The following is a 19,807-nucleotide window of genomic DNA, read 5'->3' as shown; positions in this document are numbered from 1 at the left end:
GGCCGTCGCCCGCCCCATTCCCGGCTGACCGATGTCAGGAGCACATGGCAGGATCGGGCCTGTCCGCATGCTGAACACCATCCGAGGGAGCATCGCCGTGCCCGGTGAGAATCTGTCCCGTGACGAGGCCCGGGAGCGGGCCCGCCTGCTGTCCGTCGACGGGTACGAGGTGTCCCTCGACCTGCGCTCGGCGGTCGGTGACCAGGCCGGGGACGGTCCGCGCACCTTCCGGTCGGTGACCGCGATCCGCTTCCGGTGCAACGAGCCGGGGGCCACGAGCTTCGCGGACCTGATCGCCCCGAGCGTCACGGCTCTCTCACTGAACGGCCGGGACCTCGACCCCGGCGAGGTCTTCGACGGCTCCCGGATCGCCCTGGAGGACCTGGCCGCCGACAACGAACTGATCGTGGACGCCCAGTGCGCCTACTCCCGCACCGGCGAGGGCATGCACCGCTTCGTCGACCCCGAGGACGGCGAGGTCTACCTCTACACGCAGTACGAGCCCGCCGACTCCCGCCGCGTCTTCGCGAACTTCGAGCAGCCGGACCTCAAGGCGCCCTTCCGCTTCGAGGTGCGGGCGCCGGAGGGCTGGACGGTGTGGAGCAACGGGGTCGGCTCGGAGAACGACGGGGTCTGGCGGTTCGCGGAGACGAAGCCGATCTCGACGTACATCACCTGTGTGGTGGCGGGCCCGTACCACTACGTCACCGACTCGTACTCCCGTACTCTCGCCGACGGCACGACACTGGAGATCCCCCTCGGCGCCCTGTGCCGCAAGGGGCTCGCCCCCCACTTCGACTCCGACGACGTGTTCCTCGTCACCAAGCAGGGCCTGGACTTCTTCCACGAGCACTTCGACTACCCGTACCCCTTCGGGAAGTACGACCAGGCGTTCGTGCCCGAGTACAACCTCGGCGCGATGGAGAACCCGGGGCTCGTCACCTTCCGCGAGGAGTTCATCTTCCGGGGCAAGGTCACCCGGGCGTCCTACGAGAGCCGGGCCAACGTCGTCCTGCACGAGATGGCACACATGTGGTTCGGTGACCTGGTCACCATGGTGTGGTGGGACGACCTGTGGCTGAAGGAGTCCTTCGCGGACTTCATGGGCACCTTCGCGAACGTCGGCGCGACCCGCTTCACCGACGCCTGGATCACCTTCGCCAACCGTCGCAAGGCCTGGGCCTACCGCGCCGACCAGCTGCCCTCCACGCACCCCATCACCGCGGACATCCGCGACCTCCAGGACGCCAAGCTCAACTTCGACGGCATCACGTACGCCAAGGGCGCCTCCGTACTGAAGCAGCTCGTCGCGTACGTCGGCCAGGACGCGTTCCTGGAGGGCGCCCGGCGCTACTTCAAGCGGCACGCGTACGGCAACACACGGCTCGGTGACCTGCTGTCCGTGCTGGAGGAGACCAGCGGGCGGGACATGGGCACCTGGGCCCGGTCCTGGCTGCAGACGGCCGGGGTCAACTCCCTCACCCCGCAGGTGCTGTTGAACGCCGAGGGGCGGGTCGACGAGCTGGCGGTGGTGCAGGAGGCCGCGGAGTCGCACCCGGAGCTGCGTCCGCACCGGGTGGCGATCGGCCTGTACCGCGTGGAGGACGGCGGCCTGGTGCGGTACGCGCGCGCCGAGGCCGACATCGACGGTCCGCGGACGGTCGTTGCGGAACTGGCGGGTGCCGAGGCTCCCGCGCTGGTCCTGGTCAACGACGACGACCTGACCTACTGCAAGACCCGCTTCGACGCGGGCTCCCTGGAGACCCTGAAGTCGGCGCTCGGCGACCTCACCGACCCGCTCGCCCGCGCGCTGTGCTGGTCGGCGCTGTGGAACATGACGCGGGACGCGCTGCTCCCGGCCGGGGAGTTCATGGAGATCGTGCTGCGCTTCGCGGGCCGCGAGTCGGACATCGGCGTCCTGCAGATGCTGCACGCCTGGGCCGAGTCGGCGCTCACGCACTACGTGGCGCCCGAGGGCCGGGAGCGGGCCGGGGCGCTGCTCGCCGAGGGGGCCGAGCGGGAGCTGTACGCCGCCGAGCCGGGCAGCGAGCAGCAGCTGGCGTGGGCGCGGTTCTTCGCGCGGACGGCCGGGGGGCCGGGCGGCTTCGAGCTGCTGCAGGGTCTGCTGGACGGCACGGCGGACATCGCCGGGCTGGACGTCGACCAGGAGCTGCGGTGGGCGTTTTTGGAACCGCTCGCCGCGCACGGGATCGCCGACGAGAAGGCGCTGGCCGCCGAACTCGCCCGCGACGACACCGCGTCCGGCAAGCGCCATCACGTCCGCTGTCTGGCCGCCCGCCCTTCCGAGGCGGTGAAGGCGCAGGCGTGGGCGCAGGTCGTGCAGTCCGACGCGCTGTCCAACGCCCTGGCCGAGGCGACGATCTCGGGGTTCAACCGGCCGTCGCAGCGGGAGCTGCTCGCGCCGTACACGGAGAAGTACTTCGCGGTGATCGAGCGGATCTGGCAGGACCGTTCGATCCAGATCGCGATGAACATCGTCTCGGGGCTGTTCCCCTCCCTGCAGGACCCGCGGACGACGCTGGACGCGGCCGACGCGTGGCTCACGGCGCACGAGGACGCGGCGCCGGCGCTGCGGAGGCTGGTGCTGGAAGGGCGGGACGATCTGGCGCGGGCGCTGCGGGGGCAGGAGTGCGATGCGCGGGCCGTCAATCACGGATGACCTTTGGCCTGAGCTTGGGCGTCCGGTAGCCGTTACGAAATCCTGTCAATAGCAGCCGTAACCCCTGGTCCCACCCGAATGGACCAGGGGTTTTCGCTCCCTGCTCGGCATCCGAACACCCGTCCTTTAGTGCTGCCTTGTCCGTATTTGTCGACGAGCGTGTAACAGCGGTTAGCGGGCGGACCGGAGGCGGGAATCTCCGCTGCATGAACCACAACACCCCGGTCCCCCCGCTCTCCCCCCGTCCCCTGCGTCACCTCTCCGAGGTGCACCGCCGTGTCGTGACGGCCGGCCGGCTGCGTGCGACCGGCGTCTCGGTCGCCGAGGCCAACGAGCAGTGCCGGCCCGGCGGCCCCTGGCAGCAGATCCTCCCCGGTGTCTTCCTGCTCCACCCGGGCCCGCCGACCAGCGAGGAGCGGCTGCACGCGGTGCTGATGTACGCGGCACGGGAGCAGAGCGCCGGGGTCCCGACGCAGCCGGGCGCGGAGGAGCCGCACCGCCCGGTGTACGCGGAGGCGATGATCACCGGGCTCGCCGCGCTGACGCTGTACGGCTTCAGCTCGACCCCGCCGCTGCTCTCCCTGGACCGGATCGACGTCCTGGTCCCGAGGATGCGCCGGCTGCGCTCGACGGGCGGCGTGCGGATCGTCCGCACGTCGTCGCTCCCCGCCGCCGAACAGGTCACCGGCGTCCCGGTCGCCCCGGTGCCCCGCGCCCTCGCCGACGCGGTCACCGAACTGACCGACGCGGGCGCGGTACGCCGGCTGCTGACGGAGGCGGTACGCGGCGGACACTGCGAACCGGCAGCGGTCGTACGGGAGTTGAACAACGCGAAACTGCTGAGCCGCCCGCACGTGGTCGACGCCGTGGACTCCCTGCTCGCCGAGGGACGCGCCATCGCGGAGGACCGTCTGTACCGGATGGTCGAGGAGTACGGCCTCCCCGACCCGGTGTGGAACGTCGACCTGAGGCTGCCGGGCGGCCCCCACCTCGGCGGCCTGGACGCCTACTGGCCGGAGCAGGCGGTCGCGGTCGAACTGGACACCCGCGCCCCGCGTCAGGGCCACCGGCAGGACGACGACGCGCTCTGGTCCGAGTACGCCCGCAAGCGCGAGCACCTGGAGCGGCTCGGCATCACGGTCGTCCACATCACCCCGCGCAAGCTCCGGGACGCGATGGAACAGCAGGCGACGGTGGTCCGTACGGCGCTCATGGCCTCCGGCGACCGAGATCCCGCCGCCTATGTCGTGGTGCTGCCCCGGTAGTGACGGACCGGGGCGGGATCAGGAGGGGAGAGGAGGGGCCACGGCGCTGGGGAGCCGGGGCCCCTCCTCGTTCGCGCCGGCGCGTGATCGCCGCGCTGTCGCCGAGCGCGGCTACTCGCCGCAGAACTCCGCCTCGACCACCGCGTCGCTGTCCCCCGACCAGTCGCCGTTGAAGTTGAAGGAGACGGAGTGCTTGCCGTCGGCCGTGGTCACGGCCACGGAGCTCGAGCCGTGGATGCCGCCGTCGTGGCCCCAGACGTGGACGCCGCAGCTGAGCTTGCGGTCCATGAGACCGAGGCCGTAGCCGGCGTTCGGGATGCCCTCGACGGGCACCGTGGTCTTCATCTCCTTCAGCTGCTTCGGGGGGAGCAGCCTGCCCTTCAGCAGGGCCGAGTAGAAACGGTCCAGGTCCGCCGAGTCGGAGATCATCTCGCCCGCCGAGGAGGCGAGGGAGGGGTTCAGCTTCGTGACGTCGTACGTCGGCCCCGTCGCGGTCTGCGCCAGCTTGGAGTAGGCCCGGCTGCTGGGCCGCGGAACGGTGACGCGGGTGCCCGGCACCGAGGTGGCGGTCAGATGCAGCGGCTCGATGACGCGGTGCCGGATCTCCTCGCCGTACGACCGTCCGGTGACCTTCTGGATCACCATGCCGGCCACGACGTAGTTGGTGTTGGAGTAGTTCCAGGACGTGCCCGGCGCGAAGTCCGGCTTGTGGGCCATGGCGGTCGCGACGAGCCGCTCGGGAGTCAGCGTGTCGTAACGGTGCTCGAAGAAGCCGTCCTTGAGGAAGTACGTGCGCCCGAACGTCTCGTCGGCGGTGTAGTTGAAGATCCCGCTGGTGTGGTTGAGGAGCTGCCGGACGGTGATCCGGCTGCCGTCGTGGCCGTTGCCGTGGACCACGCCGGGCAGCCACTTGTCCACCGTGTCGTCGAGCGACAGCCGTCCCTCCGCCTCCAGTTGGAGCAGCACGGTGGAGACGAAGGTCTTGGTGATGCTGCCGACGCGGTAGCGGTCGTCCGCCGAACGCGGCGCGTGCGTCCTGAGGTTGCCGACCCCGGCGGTGGTCGACCAGGTGCGCCGGCCGTCCTTCGCGGTGAGCGTCACCCCCGGCACGCCGTCCTTCACCGCGGCGCGGACGGCCTGCCGGGTCGCGCGGTGATCGTCACCGGTTCCGGTGGACTGCGCCGCCAGCGCCGGGGCGGCGAAGCCGGCCGTGAGCGCCACGGTCGTCGCCGCCACCATCACAGTCGTACGTACGGTCATGTCTTCCCCCAGTCCGGGCACGCTCGGCGAGCATGCTCGGCGGGAGAGACCGGCACCTGCGGGGGAAGGTTGAGGCGGATCAGGGGGTTGATCCTTTTTCAGCCCTTCTTCAGAACCAGCTCCGTGTTCCGGTCCCCCGAGCCGCCGCCGAGCTTGTTGCTCGACCCGGGGGCGTTGTAGGCCAGTTCGCGGTAGAGGGCGGCGAGGCCGGTCTGGGAGAGGTCGGTGAAGTCGGTGCGGTGGGGGGCCGCGGACTCGATCAGGGTGGTGAAGACCGAGACCGTGCCGTCCTTGTTGTCGGCCAGCTCGATGACCCGGGCGAGATGCGGGAAGTCGATGTGGGAGGCGGTGGAGATCTCCCAGAAGGAGCCGCCGTCGGGGGCCGGGTGGGCGGTGATCGCGTTGCGGTGGATGTGGCCGTTCACCCAGGCGAGGACGTTGCTGTGACGGGCGAGGAGGGCGACGACCTCCTGGCCGTTGTGCCGGCGCTCACCCGGGTGGGCCGGGTCGGGGCGGGTGTTGTCCATCGAGTCGCTGGTGTGGTGGCTGAAGACGACGACGTAGGAGTCCTTGTTCGCCCGCAGCGTCCGGTCCAGCCACCGCAGCTGCCCGGTGCCGATGGACCCCTGGAAGTGGCCGCCCGGGTCGGTGGTGTCCAGGCTGATGCCGATGACGTCGTCGGCGACGCGGAAGCTGTAGTACTGGGTGCCCGCGTCGAGGTTGGCGGTGGAGTAGCCGTGCCCGACCGGGCCGACGCCGCGGTACGCGGGGTCGAGGTGGGCCGTGAGGTAGTCGCGGGCGGTGTAGGGGGCGCGCCGCTCGTCGGGGGTGACCGAGCGCATGTTCCGGGTGTGCGCCTTGAGGAGGTCGCGGAAGGCGTGGCCCTGGGGGTCGGATGCCTTCCTGATCATGTCCTGGAGTTTCTTCCCCTCGGACGCGGGCAGCGACATCAGCTTCTTGCCGCCGACGGCGTACTCGGCGAGCCAGGAGTCGCCGTGGCCGTAGCAGCCCAGCGGCAGGCTGTCGTGGTTCCCGACCGTGGAGTACCAGGGAATGGTCAGGCCGGGGCTGTTCACCTCCCGGACGGCGGCGGCCAGGTAGCCCTGGAGGTGCGGGAAGCCGAGCTGCTTGTCCTGGTCGCGGGTGGTCGAGTCGGGCTGCCAGTACTGCTTGAGGCCGCTGTTCTGGACGCCCTCGTAGTGGCGCGGGTCCCCGGAGTTGGGGGTGATCCGGCCGCCGCTCATGACGGTCAGGAACCAGTCCAGCTCGGTGCGCGAGTTGTTGTCCGTGTTGTCGCCGGTCGTCATGGCGAACTGGAGCGGGGCGCCGGTGGCGGGGGCGCCCCGCAACGCGTTGATCCGCTCGACGAGCGAGATCGCGCCGGGCACGGTCAGCGCCTCCTGGGGCCGCCAGGCGTGCGCGTCGATGGAGCGCAGGTACTCCAGGCGTATCGGGTGCTGGCTGTCCATCAGATGCAGGTCGGTGAGCTGCACGAACGCGGCCAGCGGGGTACGCCGGCCGGCCCGCCCGGCCTTCGGGGCGGCGAGGTCGGAACGCACCTTGCGGCTCCAGCCGGGACCATTGCCCAGGCGCCGGTAGCCGGAGCTCGTGCGCGGGGCGGCGACGGAGGCGACGGTGGTGCCGCGGGTGTAGGGGGCGAGGGGGGCCTCGACCGGGGCGGCGGCCTTGTGGACGGTCTGGGCCACCGGTGCCTCGGCCGGAGCACCGGTCGTCGCGGCCTGGCTGTCGGTGGGCCGCAGGGCGTAGCCGACCCCTGCGGAGGCGGCGGCCGCGCCCGCGGCGGCGAGGACGGTACGGCGGTGGACCCCCAGCGTGGTGCTGGCGACAGAGCGTGTGCGCGACATGGCGCGATCTCCCCGAGTGCGAACTGCGTCGGCAGTGGTCGCGGGGTGATCGCGTTCGCGAACAACCCGCTCTCACTGGATGCTTGGCATCGGGGATGACCTGCGCGTGAACGAGACGGCAACGCGCAACGCCGATCACCGTACGTGGATCTTGGCCCACCCCGCGCGTTCAGGAGCGCTCGTCGAACGGCCCGAGGGCGGTCACTCCGTGTTCATCTGCCGGGGTACGACACCTATCCCCCGGGCCGTCCGGCCACCGGCCGCTCCCGCCACAGCCGCAGACCGAAGTCGACCAGCGGGACCTGGTGCAGCGCCGGTACCGCGTCGAGGTCGTGCCACTCGGCCATGTCCGTGGAACCGCCGACCTCGAAGCGCAGCTCGCCATCGGTGACGCGGGCCTCGTAGACGAGACCGACATGGTGCTGGTCGACCGTGCGCCCGAAGCGGCGTCGCGACGGGAATCGCACCGACCGCACCCCGAGCAGGCCGGTGACCTCGACGCGGTAGCCCGTCTCCTCGTACACCTCCCGCAGGAGGGTGTCGTGGGGGTCCTCGCCGTGTTCCATCCCGCCGCCCGGCAGGGTCCACTCCGGCACGCCGTCGTTGATCCAGCGGGCGAGCAGGATCTGTCCCTCGCGAACGCATATGGCGTAGGCCGCCACCCTCAACTTCTCGCGCATACCCGCAAGTTAGTCCGCCTCGTCCGGATTGGCCGGTGAGTATTGAGGCGCGGACCAGCGCAGCGGGAGCGCCGACGGGGTCTCGACGGCCTCCCGCGCGGTGCAGCGGACCCTGCACTCGGGGCCGAACGCGGTGGCCGCCTCCCCGGTCAGCTGGAGTGCCGTGCCGGTCGTCCGGACGACACGTCGAGGAACGGCGCCCGGCGCCGGTGCTCGATGGCGGTCTGCGGCAACCGCGCGAAGGCGTCCCGGCATGACGCGCGCCCCAGGGACGCCTGAAAAGGTTGCCCAAAGGGCGCGTGGGGCGAATTGCGCGCTTTCTTGCGGGTCTTCACCGATGTCCCCAAAGGGCATCGCGGGTTTTCCCCATACACCCATATCGATTCGGTCAACTCTCCCTAAACATCCTTCCCGTGCGTAAAGCTGTGCGGTCATCCGGGGTCTTCTTCCGGATCACCGTGGCCAGGTCCGATCGGACCCGGTCACACACCCGCTCGTTCCTTTACCTACAAGGGATGCCGATGACCCTCACCCCCCAGCACGCTCCGATATCGGGCGCGAGACGTGTGGCGCGAATAGCGGCGGCCGCCGGACTGGTCGCCGCGCTCTCGGCGGCGGGGCCGATACCCATGGCCTTCTCCGCCGAGTCGGGTACCACCCCCGCGGCGTCGGACCCGGGCCTGAAGTCCGCCGACGAGAAGCTCGGTTCGGACGACGCCGACGCGCTCGCCGCGGCCAAGGCCGACGGTGCCAAGAACATCACGCTGATGATCGCCACCGCCCCCGGCAGGACCGAGCAGGTCGCCGAGGAGCTGGACGCGGTCAAGGGCGGCCTGGTGGGCCTCACCTACGACAAGCTCGGTTACGTCCGGGCCACCGTCCCCACCGCGAAGGCGGACTCGGCCATCGCCGCCGCCGCGAAGCTCTCCTCCGTGCACGGCATCGACGTCAAGCAGGACATCCCGCTGGACGACCCGAGGCCGAGCGCCGACACCGCCAAGGGCGCCGCGCACAAGGCCACGAAGACCTACCCGGCGCCGAGCGCGAAGACCCCCGCCGAGAACCCGTACAACCCGTCCTTCGAGACGGGCGCCGTCGACTTCGTCGAGGACCACCCGAAGGCGGACGGCCGCGGGGTCACCATCGGCATCCTGGACTCCGGCGTGGACCTCGGCCACCCGGCGCTGCAGAAGACCACCACCGGTGAGCGGAAGATCGTCGACTGGGTGACGTCGACCGACCCGGTCTCCGACGGAGACGCCACCTGGCGGCGGATGAACAACCCCGTCAGCGGCCCGGCCTTCACCATCGCGGGCGCCACCTGGAAGGCCCCGGCGGGCTCCTACCAGTTCAACCTGTTCCGCGAGTCGGCCACCGCCGGCGGTGACGCCAAGGGCGACGCCAACCGCGACGGCGACACCACCGACGTCTGGGGCGTGCTGTACGACGCGGCCGCCGGAACCGTCCGGGTCGACCTGAACAACAACAACGACTTCTCCGACGACACCCCGATGAAGCCGTACAAGGACGGCTTCCAGGTCGGGTACTTCGGCACCGACGACCCGGCGACCGACGTCGCCGAGCGCCAGCCCTTCGTCGTCGAGATCCGCAAGGACGTCGTCTTCGACGCCGCCGGCAACAAGGCCGACTACGTCAACATCGGCGTCATCGAGTCCGAGCACGGCACCCACGTCGCCGGCATCACCGCCGCCAACGGCCTGTTCGGCGGCCGGATGAACGGCGCGGCCCCGGGCGCGAAGCTCGTCTCCTCCCGCGCCTGCACCTGGACCGGCGGCTGCACCAACGTGGCGCTGACCGAGGGCATGATCGACCTCGTCGTCAACCGCGGTGTCGACATCGTCAACATGTCGATCGGCGGCCTGCCCGCGCTCAACGACGGCAACAACGCGCGCGCCGAGCTCTACACGCGCCTCATCGACACCTACGGCGTCCAGCTGGTGATCTCCGCGGGCAACTCCGGCCCCGGCGCGAACACCATCGGCGACCCCGGCCTGGCCGACAAGGTCATCTCGGTCGGCGCGACCATCTCCAAGGCGACCTGGGCCGCCAACTACGGCTCGGCCGTGGAGAAGAAGTACGCGATGATGCCGTTCTCCTCGCGCGGTCCGCGTGAGGACGGCGGCTTCACGCCGACCCTGTCCGCCCCCGGCGCGGCCATCAACACCACCCAGACCTGGCTGCCGGGCTCCCCGGTCGCCGAGTCGGGCTACACGCTGCCGGCCGGCTACTCGATGCTCCAGGGCACCTCGATGGCCTCTCCGCAGGCCACGGGCGCGTCCGCGCTGCTGATCTCGGCCGCCAAGCAGAAGCACATCGCGCTGACGCCGGCCACCCTGCGTACCGCCCTGACCTCGACCGCCGACCACATCAAGGGTGTGCAGGCGTACGAGGAGGGCGCGGGCCTCATCGACATCGTGGACGCCTGGGACGCCATCAAGGACGGCGCCACCGCGAACACCTACACCGTGAAGGCCCCGGTCGACACCGCGATCGACCAGCTCCTGAAGACCCCGGGCTACGGCACCGGTCTCTACGACCGCGAGGGCGGCCTGAAGACCGGTCAGAAGAAGACGTACGACGTCACGATCACCCGTACGTCCGGCGCGGACAAGGCGATCCGGCACGACCTGCACTTCCGCAACAACGCGGGTGACACCTTCCGGATCCTCGGCAAGGACGACATCAGGCTCCCGCTGAACCAGCCGGTGACCGTCAAGGTCCAGGCCCAGCCGAGGTCCGCGGGTCTCAAGAGCGCGATCCTGGTCGTCGACGACCCGAAGACCGAGGGCCTCGACCAGCAGATCCTCACCACGGTCGTCGTCTCGGCGCCGGTGAAGTACACCTACACCGCGTCGAACACCGTGCAGCGCAACAGCACCCAGTCGTACTTCGTGACCGTGCCCGCGGGCGCCAAGTCGCTGGAGGTCGCGATCGGCGGGCTGAAGGACAAGAGCCAGACCCGCTTCATCGCCATCCACCCCTACGGCGTCCCGGTCGACAACACCGGCACCCCGTACTGCTACAACAACTACCTCGACGGCAACGGCTGCAAGCCCGACGCCCGTTCCTACGCCGACCCGCAGGCCGGTGTCTGGGAGATCGAGGTCGAGGCGCGCCGCACCTCGCCGCTGCTCGACAACCCGTACAAGCTGGATGTCGCCGTCTACGGCGCGGTCTTCGACCCGGAGACCGTGACCATCCCCGAGGCCAAGGTCGGTACCCCGGCCACCGCCTCCTGGAAGGTGACCAACACCCTCGCCGCGTTCGACGGCAAGCTGGCCGGCGGCCCGCTCGGCTCGTCCAAGACGGCCCGCCCGACCATCGCCGAGGGCGCCACCCAGACCACCACGGTCGAGGTGCCCGCGGGTGCCAAGTCGCTCGACGTCGCCATCGGCAACGTCTCCGACGTCTCCGCCGACCTGGACCTGACGGTCTACGACGCGGCGGGCACCGTGGTCGGCCAGTCCGCCGACGGTGACTCGGAGGAGGCCGTCTCGGTCGCCTCGCCCGCCGCCGGCACGTACACCATCGAGGTCGCCGGCTACTCGGTCCCGGCCGGGTCCACGGCGTACGACTACCAGGACGTGTTCTTCTCCAGCACCCTGGGCACGGTCTCCGTCTCCGACGCGCCGGTGAAGCTCGCCACGGGCGCCTCGACGACCGTCTCCGGCAGCGTCACCGCCCTGGCGGCCGCCCCGGAGGGCCGTGAGTTCTTCGGCCAGGTCAGCCTCGTCAACGCGCGCGGCACGGTCGCGGGCGTCGGCAACGTGAAGATCGAGAAGGTCACGCCGTAACACTTCTCCGTACGGCGACAAGGGGCGGGCGTCCGAGGGGCGCCCGCCCTTTCTCGTGCCCCTAGCAGGTCAGCCCGCGCGAGGCCGGGAGCGAGGCGGTGACCCAGGCCCGCTCCCGGGCGATCTCCTGCTCCCCGACGACCCAGTGGTCGGGGGTCGGCGAGCCCTCCGTCACCCCGAACAGGACACGGGTGCCCTTGGCGAGGGGTTCGGGCAGGTCGTACTCGCTCACCGCGTACGTGAGGTGATCGAGGTTCCGGGTCTGCTTGAAGTAGCGGCTCACGTGCACGGTGACCTGGAGTTCCCCGGTGGCGGGGAGCTCCTTGACGGCGGTGACCTCGCCCTCGGCGACCGTGGTGGCGCAGGCCAGGTAGCCCGGGCTGCCGAAGCGGACGCCGGCTTCCGCCTTGGAGGACCCGGAGTCGGCCGAGCTCAGGTCCTGCGCCCCGCCGTGCCCCACGAGCCAGCCGAGACCCGTGACGACACCGGCGACGGCGGCCACCGCGAGGGTGCCGAAGGCCAGGGTGCGGGCGCGGCGGCGGGCGCGGGAGGGGGACCGAAGCGGAACGGGTACCGGGGCGGGCGGCGCTTCGGCGAGGGTCTCGCCGAGAATCCCGAGCTGCTCCCTCAGCAGCCCGAGGTCGGCCTCGGCCGCCCGGTACTCGGCCAGGAACGCGGTGTCCGCGCGGGCCTCGTCGCCGAGCTCCTCACCGGTGATCGCGGCCATGAGCGCGTCGCCGTCGTACGTCTCGTTCTCGGCGCTCATGTCACACCACCTCGTCCTCGTGCAGGCGGGCGCGCAGGGCCCGTACCGCCGTGTGCAGGCGGCTCTTGACCGTGCCCTCCGGGACGCCCAGCTCCTGGGCGATCGAGCGCACCGGCAGATCGGCGAAGAAGCGCAGCACGAGGACCTGGCGCTGCTGGTCGGGCAGCTCGTCCAGGCCCTGGGCGACGGCGAGGGAGAGCACGCTGGTGTCCTCCCCGGAGGAGTGCTCGTGCTGGCGCAGCGAGGCCAGCCGCTCCCCCAGCCGCTCCTGGCGCTTCTTGGCCCGGTGCCAGTCCATGGCGAGGTTGGAGGCGACGACGGCGGCCCACGCGGACACGTCCCGTGGCGCCTCGTACCCCTTCGCCGCCCGCTCCAGCAACCGCAGGCGAACCTGCTGCACCCCGTCCGGCAGGTCCGCCTGCGGCACCCCGCCCAGGGCGAGCACGGCCCGCACCCGGCGTTCCTGCGCCGCGTCCAGGGGGTCGTCCCCCTGGGTCCGGCGGGCGATTCTGCGCAGCACCGACACCCCTCCCCTCGCCGCGTTTCTCCTACGACGCGGGTGGGGCGGAAAACGTTCGGCGGGGTCCGGGGAAATTTCTTGGAGGTGTACGTCACACCGTCCGGCGTTCCACTCCTCGGGCATGGAGCGCAAAGAATTGGACAGGAAGCCCCGGGTCGGCCGCATGATGGAAAAGCCTCGGTCAAGTGCGAAGAGATAGGGAGTCACCGTGAGGGTCGGAATCGTCGGAGCCACCGGACAGGTCGGCACGGTCATGCGCGGGATCCTCAAGGAGCGGAACTTCCCGGTCACGGAGCTGCGCCTGTTCGCCTCCGCGCGCTCGGCGGGGTCCGTCCTGGACGGTGTGACGGTGGAGGACGCGGCGACGGCCGACTACACCGGCCTGGACATCGTGCTGTTCTCCGCGGGCGGCGCGACCTCGAAGGCACTGGCCGAAAAGGTTGCCTCGCAGGGCGCGGTCGTGATCGACAACTCCTCGGCCTGGCGCAAGGACCCCGAGGTCCCGCTGGTCGTCTCCGAGGTGAACCCGCACGCCATCGCGGACCGCCCCAAGGGCATCATCGCCAACCCGAACTGCACCACCATGGCCGCGATGCCGGTCCTGAAGGTGCTGGACACCGAGGCGGGCCTGCAGACGCTGATCGCCACCACCTACCAGGCGGTGTCCGGCTCGGGCCTCGCGGGCGTGGCGGAGCTGCACGGCCAGGTGCAGAAGGTCGCCGCCGACGCGGACAAGCTCACCCACGACGGCGGCGCGGTCGACTTCCCCGAGCCGCAGGTCTACAAGCGGCCCATCGCCTTCAACGTCCTGCCCTTCGCGGGCAACCTCGTCGACGACGGCCTGAACGAGACCGACGAGGAGCAGAAGCTCCGCAACGAGTCCCGCAAGATCCTGGAGCTCCCCGAGCTGAAGGTCTCCGGCACCTGTGTGCGCGTCCCGGTCTTCTCCGGCCACTCCCTCCAGGTCAACGCCCGCTTCGCCCGCCCGATCTCCCCGGAGCGGGCGACGGAGCTCCTGGCGGGCGCCCCCGGCGTGACCCTCTCGGACATCCCGACCCCGCTCCAGGCCGCCGGCCAGGACGCCTCCTTCGTCGGCCGCATCCGCCGCGACGAGACGGTCGACAACGGCCTCGCCCTGTTCATCTCCAACGACAACCTCCGCAAGGGCGCCGCGCTGAACGCGGTCCAGATCGCGGAGCTGGTGGCGGCGGAGCTCAAGGGCTGACACCTGTCCGACTCATCGGGCGGGGCGCCGGAAACGGCGCTTCCCCGCCGGGGCGAGCGCATCGCCGGGGTACCGCCGCGCCAGGTTGTCCGTGCGCGGGGGCAGGGCGCGGGACTGCGGCGGAGCGGTCCGGCTGCGGGAGCGGTGCGTCACGGCCGGGCTGTGCGGGCCGATCGGCGTCTGTACGCAAGCACTCGGTGCGTGACGCGCTGGAGCGTGCGCCCGGCTGCTGCCGACGCGGCGGGCTCGGCCCCGGACAGGCCCTACGGCCTGCGCACCTCGTAGAGGAAACAGCCGTACTCGACGGCCCTGACGTGGACCAGTGCCACGGACGGGTCGTCGAACGCGTTTCGGAAGGCGTCGTCGTCGGGGGCGGCGACCAGCTCACCGCCGAGGATGTGCCCGTCGGCGGAGTAGCGGCGGACGGTCCGGTGAGTGTTGGTGAAGGGATACCCGTCGTGCCCGTCCGGCCCCGCGCACTCGTCGGCGTGGATGAAGACGGGACCCTGTTCGTCGTACGCCCCGGGCTCGGCGCCCGTCTCGGCCGCCCAGCGGCGCAGGGGCGCGTAGGAGACGAGCGCGATCCGCTCGCCGGGTTCACTGCGGCGCAGACAGCAGCGGAGCGGGGCCCCGCCCTCCTCGTCCGTGAAGGGGGACAGGGGCCGGCCGGCGTCGTCGGCGGTGCGGAGTTCCTTGAGCACCACGGGTGCCACGGGGAGTGCGGTGTAGGTCGTCATGGGACCAGGCTGGCGCGGACGGGCACGGATGACCGGCGGAATTCGGACGCGGCGCCCCCGAACCGCAGGGTAATCCCCCGATCCGTCGGAGACAGTTCGTGGAAGGATGACCGAACCGCCGAACCCACACATAACGAGGAGATGACCGCGTGCCTGGCACAAACCTGACTCGCGAAGAAGCTCAGCAGCGGGCGAAGCTGCTGAGCGTCGAGTCCTACGAGATCGATCTCGACCTCTCCGGCGCGCAGGAGGGCGGTACCTACCGCTCCGTGACCACGGTGCGCTTCGACGTCGCGGAGAACAGCGCCGAGTCCTTCATCGACCTCGTGGCTCCCACGGTGCACGAGGTCACGCTGAACGGGGACCCGCTCGACCCGGCGGAGGTCTTCGCGGACTCCCGTATCGCCCTGCCGGGCCTGCTGGAGGGCCGCAACATCCTGCGGGTCGTCGCCGACGCCGCGTACACCAACACCGGTGAGGGCCTGCACCGCTTCGTCGACCCGGTCGACCAGCAGGCGTACCTGTACACGCAGTTCGAGGTGCCGGACGCCCGCCGCGTCTTCGCCTCGTTCGAGCAGCCGGACCTGAAGGCCACCTTCCAGTTCACCGTGAAGGCGCCGACCGGCTGGACCGTCGTCTCCAACTCCCCGACGCCCGAGCCGAAGGACGACGTCTGGGTCTTCGAGCCGACCCCGCGGATCTCGTCGTACATCACGGCCCTGATCGTCGGCCCGTACCACTCCGTGCACAGCGTGTACGAGAAGGACGGCCAGTCCGTGCCGCTCGGCATCTACTGCCGCCCCTCGCTCGCCGAACACCTCGACTCGGACGCCATCTTCGAGGTCACCCGGCAGGGCTTCGAGTGGTTCCAGGAGAAGTTCGACTACGCGTACCCGTTCAAGAAGTACGACCAGCTGTTCGTGCCGGAGTTCAACGCGGGCGCGATGGAGAACGCGGGCGCGGTGACCATCCGCGACCAGTACGTCTTCCGGTCCAAGGTGACCGACGCCGCGTACGAGATGCGCGCCGAGACCATCCTGCACGAGCTGGCCCACATGTGGTTCGGCGACCTCGTGACCATGGAGTGGTGGAACGACCTGTGGCTGAACGAGTCGTTCGCCACCTACACCTCCATCGCCTGCCAGGCGTACGCCCCGGACAGCCGGTGGCCGCACTCGTGGACCACGTTCGCCAACTCCATGAAGACGTGGGCGTACCGCCAGGACCAGCTGCCGTCCACGCACCCGATCATGGCGGAGATCCGCGACCTGGACGACGTGCTGGTCAACTTCGACGGCATCACGTACGCCAAGGGCGCTTCCGTCCTCAAGCAGCTCGTCGCCTACGTCGGCATGGACGAGTTCTTCGGCGGTGTGCAGGCGTACTTCAAGCGCCACGCGTTCGGCAACACCCGCCTGTCCGACCTGCTGGGCGCGCTGGAGGAGACCTCCGGACGCGACCTGGGGAACTGGTCGCAGAAGTGGCTCCAGACGGCAGGCATCAACATCCTGCGCCCGGAGATCGAGACGGACGGCAACGGTGTCATCACCTCCTTCGCGATCCGTCAGGAGGCCCCGGCGCTCCCCGTCGGCGCGAAGGGCGAGCCGACTCTGAGGCCCCATCGCATCGCCGTCGGCCTGTACGAACTCGACGACGACAGCGGCAAGCTGGTCCGGGACGAGCGCGTCGAGCTGGACGTCGACGGCGACCTGACGGCCGTACCGCAGCTGGTCGGCAAGCGCCGTCCGGCGGTCGTGCTCCTCAACGACGACGACCTGTCGTACGCCAAGGTCCGCCTCGACGAGCAGTCGCTGGCCTTCGTCACCGAGCACCTCGGCGACTTCGAGTCCTCGCTGCCGCGCGCGCTGTGCTGGGCCTCCGCGTGGGACATGACGCGGGACGCGGAGCTCGCGACCCGCGACTACCTCTCCCTGGTGCTGTCCGGTATCGGCAAGGAGTCCGACATCGGTGTCGTGCAGTCGCTGCACCGGCAGGTGAAGCTGGCGATCGAGCTGTACGCCGCCCCCACCGCCCGCGAGACCCTGCTGACCCGCTGGACCGACGCCACCCTGGCCCACCTGCGGTCCGCGGCGGCGGGCAGCGACCACCAGCTGGCGTGGGCGCGGGCGTTCGCGGCGACGGCCCGGACCCCGGAGCAGCTGGACCTCCTGGAGGGGCTGCTCGACGGGTCCCAGGTCGTCGAGGGCCTGGCCGTCGACACCGAGCTGCGCTGGGCCTTCGTCCAGCGGCTGGCCGCCGTGGGCCGCTACGACGAGTCGGAGATCACCGCCGAGTACGAGCGGGACAAGACGGCGGCGGGTGAGCGCCACGCGGCGACCGCCCGTGCCTCGCGGCCCACCGAGGAGGCGAAGGCGGAGGCCTGGGCGCAGGTCGTCGAGTCCGACAAGCTGCCCAACGCCGTCCAGGAGGCCGTCATCGGCGGCTTCGTGCAGACCGACCAGCGGGAGCTGCTCGCGCCGTACACGGACAAGTACTTCGAGGTGGTCAAGGACATCTGGGAGTCCCGCTCGCACGAGATCGCCCAGCAGATCGCGGTCGGTCTCTACCCCTCGCTCCAGGTCTCCCAGGAGACGCTGGACAGGACGGACGCCTGGTTGGCCTCGGCCGAGCCGAACGCGGCCCTGCGCCGGCTCGTCTCCGAGTCCCGCGCGGGCGTGGAGCGCGCGCTGAAGGCCCAGGCGGCGGACGCCCAGGCGGCTCAGTAGGACGGCGGGAGGCGGGTGACCCCGGTCATCCGCCTCCCCCGCACACCCGCCGGGCCGTGCTCAGCCTTCCCCGCACACCAGCCGGGCCGTGCTCAGCATCGTCCGCAGGTGCAGCCCGGTCTGCGCGGCCACCGGCACCCATCGCAGGTCGTACGTCTTCTCCAGCTCCTGGCTCCACTCGCGCACCAGGTCGTCGAGGATCTCGACGGTCCGGGGGTCGGTGCGGGCCAGGGCGCGGCTCGCCATCGCCGCCACCCTGAGCGGGATACGGCGGGCGGAGATCCCCCGGGTCGCGAAGTGGCCCTGGAATCCGCCGGGTTCCTCCGCCGCCCAGCTCTCCACGATCGACGGCGCCACGTCGAGGAGTTCCCGCGCGGCGTCCCGCAGCGGCGCGAGCTCCTCCGGTACGGCCAGGTCGTCGAGCCGTGTCCCGAGGACTCCCGCGAGCTCCTCGCTCCGCCCCAGCAGCACCTCGCCCAGCCGCGCGGCCGCACGGTCCGGGTCGGCGACGGGCCGGGCGTCGCTCACCGAGGGAACGGCCCAGGCGGGGGCCTCGATCAGGGTGGTCAGGGTGCCGTGGCGGCGGGGATGGAACCAGGTGCTCGCGGCGACGTACCCGCTCGGGTCGCGTTCGCCCTCGCCGTGGCCGTCGGGCAGCACCAGGACGCCGGGCGGGTCGAGCCGCCAGTCCGGGCCGTCGACGGGGTGCCGGTCGACGGGGACGCGCAGGTGCGCCGCCGTCTGCCGGAAGACGTCCGCGGCGCCGGGCACCTCGCGCGTCATCATCACGAAGGCACCGCCGAACTCGATGCCGTGCAGGGTGAACTGGGCCACGGGCCGCAGCTCGTCGAGGAGCCGGACGAGCGCGGCCGACTCGGGGAGCGGCCTGCCGGGAGGCACGGGCAGGGACTCCGGCTGGCGGGCGAACGCGGGCCGGTAGAAGTGCCGGTGACACTCCGTCAGCGAAGGCTCCGGTTCCTCCGGCTGCCAGCCGTGCGCGAGGTGCGCCCCGTCGGGGTCGAGGCAGAGCAGGAAGTGCCAGGTGCAGCCGAGGGGTTCGAGCAGGCCGGGGCGACGGGCGAACAGGGCGGCGAGCCGCAACGCCGAGGCGCCGCCCACCGGTTCGTTGGCGTGGGCGCCGGCGACGCCGAGGATGTGACGGTCGCCGTGTCCGGCGGACAGCAGCCACAACGGGCGTCCGGCCCGGCTCTCCCCGACCCGGCCCAGTCGCAGCAGGCCGGGGGCGACGCCGACCAGCGCGCGGGCCCTTCGCTCCAGTTCGTCGACTGCCGGATAGAGCGAAGTCCGCACGCCGGTCCTCCCACGCTGGTGATCCGATCAAGCACCCTGGGAATTACTGTCCCCAGGGGTCTCTTCCTTGTCCAGCGGGCGAATCACGATCTCTGTCGGCATCCCAACTCCTCTTCTCCGTACGGGATCAGACCTTTTCAAAGCGATCGCTGACCGCTCTGGGGCGTCGGACGACCCCGGTGCCGTCGGATCAGAGGGACACCATCCCGCCCGTAGCGTTGACGAACGTGCCGGTGATACCGCCCGCGTGGTCGGAGGCGAGGAACACCGCGGTGGCCGCGACCTCGGCGAGGGTGGGATTGCGGCGGGTCATGCGCATTCCGGCGAGCTGGTCGACGATGCCCTGGACGGCACGTTCGTCGATGGCCGGGTTGACGGCGGCGAGCTTCTCCACGGTGAACGTCTCCGGCACCCCGGCCACCCACAGACCCACCGCCCGCACCCCGCGCGGCCCCAGCTCGATCGCCAGGTTGCGCACGAGCGTGTCGATCGCCCCGTCCGCCGGACCGGTGCCGCCCATCATCGGACTGCCGTGCGCGGAACCGCTGTTGAGGGCGAGGATCACGCCGGAGCCCCGCGCGGCCATACGGCGTCCGGCGGCACGGGCGGTGAGGAAGTTGGCGCGCAGACCATGGGTGACCGGCCGCAGGAAGTCCTCGGCGGCCATGTCGACCAGCGGCGCGCCCTGCACATCGCCGCGCGTGACGAGGTTGATGGAGATGTCGATGTCCCCGACCCGCTCGGCGTGGGCCTCCACGGCCGCCTCGTCCAGCGCGTCCACGACGGCGACCTCGGCGTCCTTGATGTCGGCGGCCACCGCCTCCAGCGTCTCCCGGGTACGGCCGACGAGGTGGACCCTCGCGCCCTGCTCGGCGAAGGCGCGGGCGACGGCCCCGCCGATGGAACCGCCGGCGCCGTAGACGATCGCGGTCTTGTCGGTGAGCAGCATGATGGTGA

At 71.1% G+C, this 19,807-nt stretch carries 13 protein-coding genes and 2 pseudogenes; 6 read left to right on the top strand and 9 right to left on the bottom strand.

Features of this window, described 5'->3' with window-relative positions; translation table 11 throughout:
* The first annotated feature begins 97 nt into the window (after positions 1-97).
* Complete coding sequence (gene pepN / locus ABZT02_RS13950) at positions 98-2,680, top strand: aminopeptidase N (protein WP_356017985.1); 2,583 nt, start codon at positions 98-100, stop codon at positions 2,678-2,680.
* A 206-nt stretch (positions 2,681-2,886) separates the two neighbouring features.
* Complete coding sequence (locus ABZT02_RS13945; RefSeq protein ID WP_356017524.1) at positions 2,887-3,945, top strand: hypothetical protein; 1,059 nt, start codon at positions 2,887-2,889, stop codon at positions 3,943-3,945.
* A gap of 111 nt (positions 3,946-4,056) precedes the next feature.
* Here the strand turns inward: ABZT02_RS13945 and ABZT02_RS13940 are convergent, their stop codons facing one another.
* The 4 genes and pseudogenes from ABZT02_RS13940 to ABZT02_RS13925 form a co-directional block, all read right to left on the bottom strand.
* Positions 4,057-5,205: a serine hydrolase domain-containing protein gene (locus tag ABZT02_RS13940; RefSeq protein ID WP_356017521.1), complete on the bottom strand. Its 1,149-nt coding sequence runs from the start codon at positions 5,203-5,205 to the stop codon at positions 4,057-4,059.
* 98 nt (positions 5,206-5,303) lie between these two features.
* Positions 5,304-7,070 (bottom strand): TIGR03767 family metallophosphoesterase, encoded by a 1,767-nt coding sequence (locus tag ABZT02_RS13935; RefSeq protein ID WP_356017519.1) that lies wholly within the window; start codon positions 7,068-7,070, stop codon positions 5,304-5,306.
* 233 nt (positions 7,071-7,303) lie between these two features.
* Positions 7,304-7,750 (bottom strand): NUDIX hydrolase, encoded by a 447-nt coding sequence (locus ABZT02_RS13930; protein ID WP_356017517.1) that lies wholly within the window; start codon positions 7,748-7,750, stop codon positions 7,304-7,306.
* A 9-nt stretch (positions 7,751-7,759) separates the two neighbouring features.
* Positions 7,760-7,924, bottom strand: a pseudogene (locus ABZT02_RS13925) (pyridoxamine 5'-phosphate oxidase family protein); the annotation flags it as partial.
* Positions 7,925-7,930: 6 nt separating this feature from the next.
* Here ABZT02_RS13925 and ABZT02_RS13920 point away from each other — a divergent pair.
* Together ABZT02_RS13920 and ABZT02_RS13915 are read left to right on the top strand one after the other, a co-directional pair.
* Positions 7,931-8,029: pseudogene (locus ABZT02_RS13920) on the top strand (CGNR zinc finger domain-containing protein); the annotation flags it as partial.
* Between the two features lie 242 nt (positions 8,030-8,271).
* On the top strand, positions 8,272-11,565 hold the full coding sequence (locus ABZT02_RS13915; RefSeq protein ID WP_356017515.1) for a S8 family serine peptidase: 3,294 nt from the start codon (positions 8,272-8,274) through the stop codon (positions 11,563-11,565).
* Between the two features lie 61 nt (positions 11,566-11,626).
* Here ABZT02_RS13915 and ABZT02_RS13910 read toward each other — a convergent pair whose 3' ends face one another.
* Positions 11,627-12,331, bottom strand: a complete 705-nt coding sequence (locus tag ABZT02_RS13910) for a hypothetical protein (protein WP_356017513.1) — start codon at positions 12,329-12,331, stop codon at positions 11,627-11,629.
* 1 nt (position 12,332) lies between these two features.
* Positions 12,333-12,857, bottom strand: a complete 525-nt coding sequence (locus ABZT02_RS13905) for a sigma-70 family RNA polymerase sigma factor (protein WP_356017510.1) — start codon at positions 12,855-12,857, stop codon at positions 12,333-12,335.
* A gap of 202 nt (positions 12,858-13,059) precedes the next feature.
* Here ABZT02_RS13905 and ABZT02_RS13900 point away from each other — a divergent pair, with 202 nt between their 5' ends.
* A complete protein-coding gene (locus tag ABZT02_RS13900; RefSeq protein ID WP_356017508.1) occupies positions 13,060-14,076 on the top strand; it encodes an aspartate-semialdehyde dehydrogenase in 1,017 nt (338 codons plus the stop codon).
* A 263-nt stretch (positions 14,077-14,339) separates the two neighbouring features.
* Here the strand turns inward: ABZT02_RS13900 and ABZT02_RS13895 are convergent, their stop codons facing one another.
* Positions 14,340-14,813, bottom strand: coding sequence for a DUF1203 domain-containing protein (locus ABZT02_RS13895; protein ID WP_356017505.1), 474 nt, complete (start codon positions 14,811-14,813; stop codon positions 14,340-14,342).
* Between the two features lie 149 nt (positions 14,814-14,962).
* Between ABZT02_RS13895 and pepN (ABZT02_RS13890) the strand changes: the two genes are divergently transcribed.
* Positions 14,963-17,539, top strand: coding sequence for an aminopeptidase N (pepN, locus tag ABZT02_RS13890; protein WP_356017503.1), 2,577 nt, complete (start codon positions 14,963-14,965; stop codon positions 17,537-17,539).
* Between the two features lie 60 nt (positions 17,540-17,599).
* Here the strand turns inward: pepN (ABZT02_RS13890) and ABZT02_RS13885 are convergent, their stop codons facing one another.
* Positions 17,600-18,850 carry a M14 family zinc carboxypeptidase gene (locus ABZT02_RS13885; RefSeq protein WP_356017501.1) on the bottom strand — a complete coding sequence of 417 codons (1,251 nt, stop codon included), beginning with the start codon at positions 18,848-18,850 and terminating at the stop codon, positions 17,600-17,602.
* A gap of 190 nt (positions 18,851-19,040) precedes the next feature.
* Entirely contained in the window at positions 19,041-19,799 is a 759-nt protein-coding gene (locus tag ABZT02_RS13880; RefSeq protein WP_356017499.1) for an SDR family oxidoreductase, read from the bottom strand.
* Positions 19,800-19,807: the final 8 nt, after the last annotated feature.

Origin of the sequence: Streptomyces sp. NPDC005402, from assembly GCF_040606575.1 — a bacterium.
Classification (GTDB): domain Bacteria; phylum Actinomycetota; class Actinomycetes; order Streptomycetales; family Streptomycetaceae; genus Streptomyces.
This window is presented reverse-complemented; position numbering and strand designations above follow the sequence as displayed.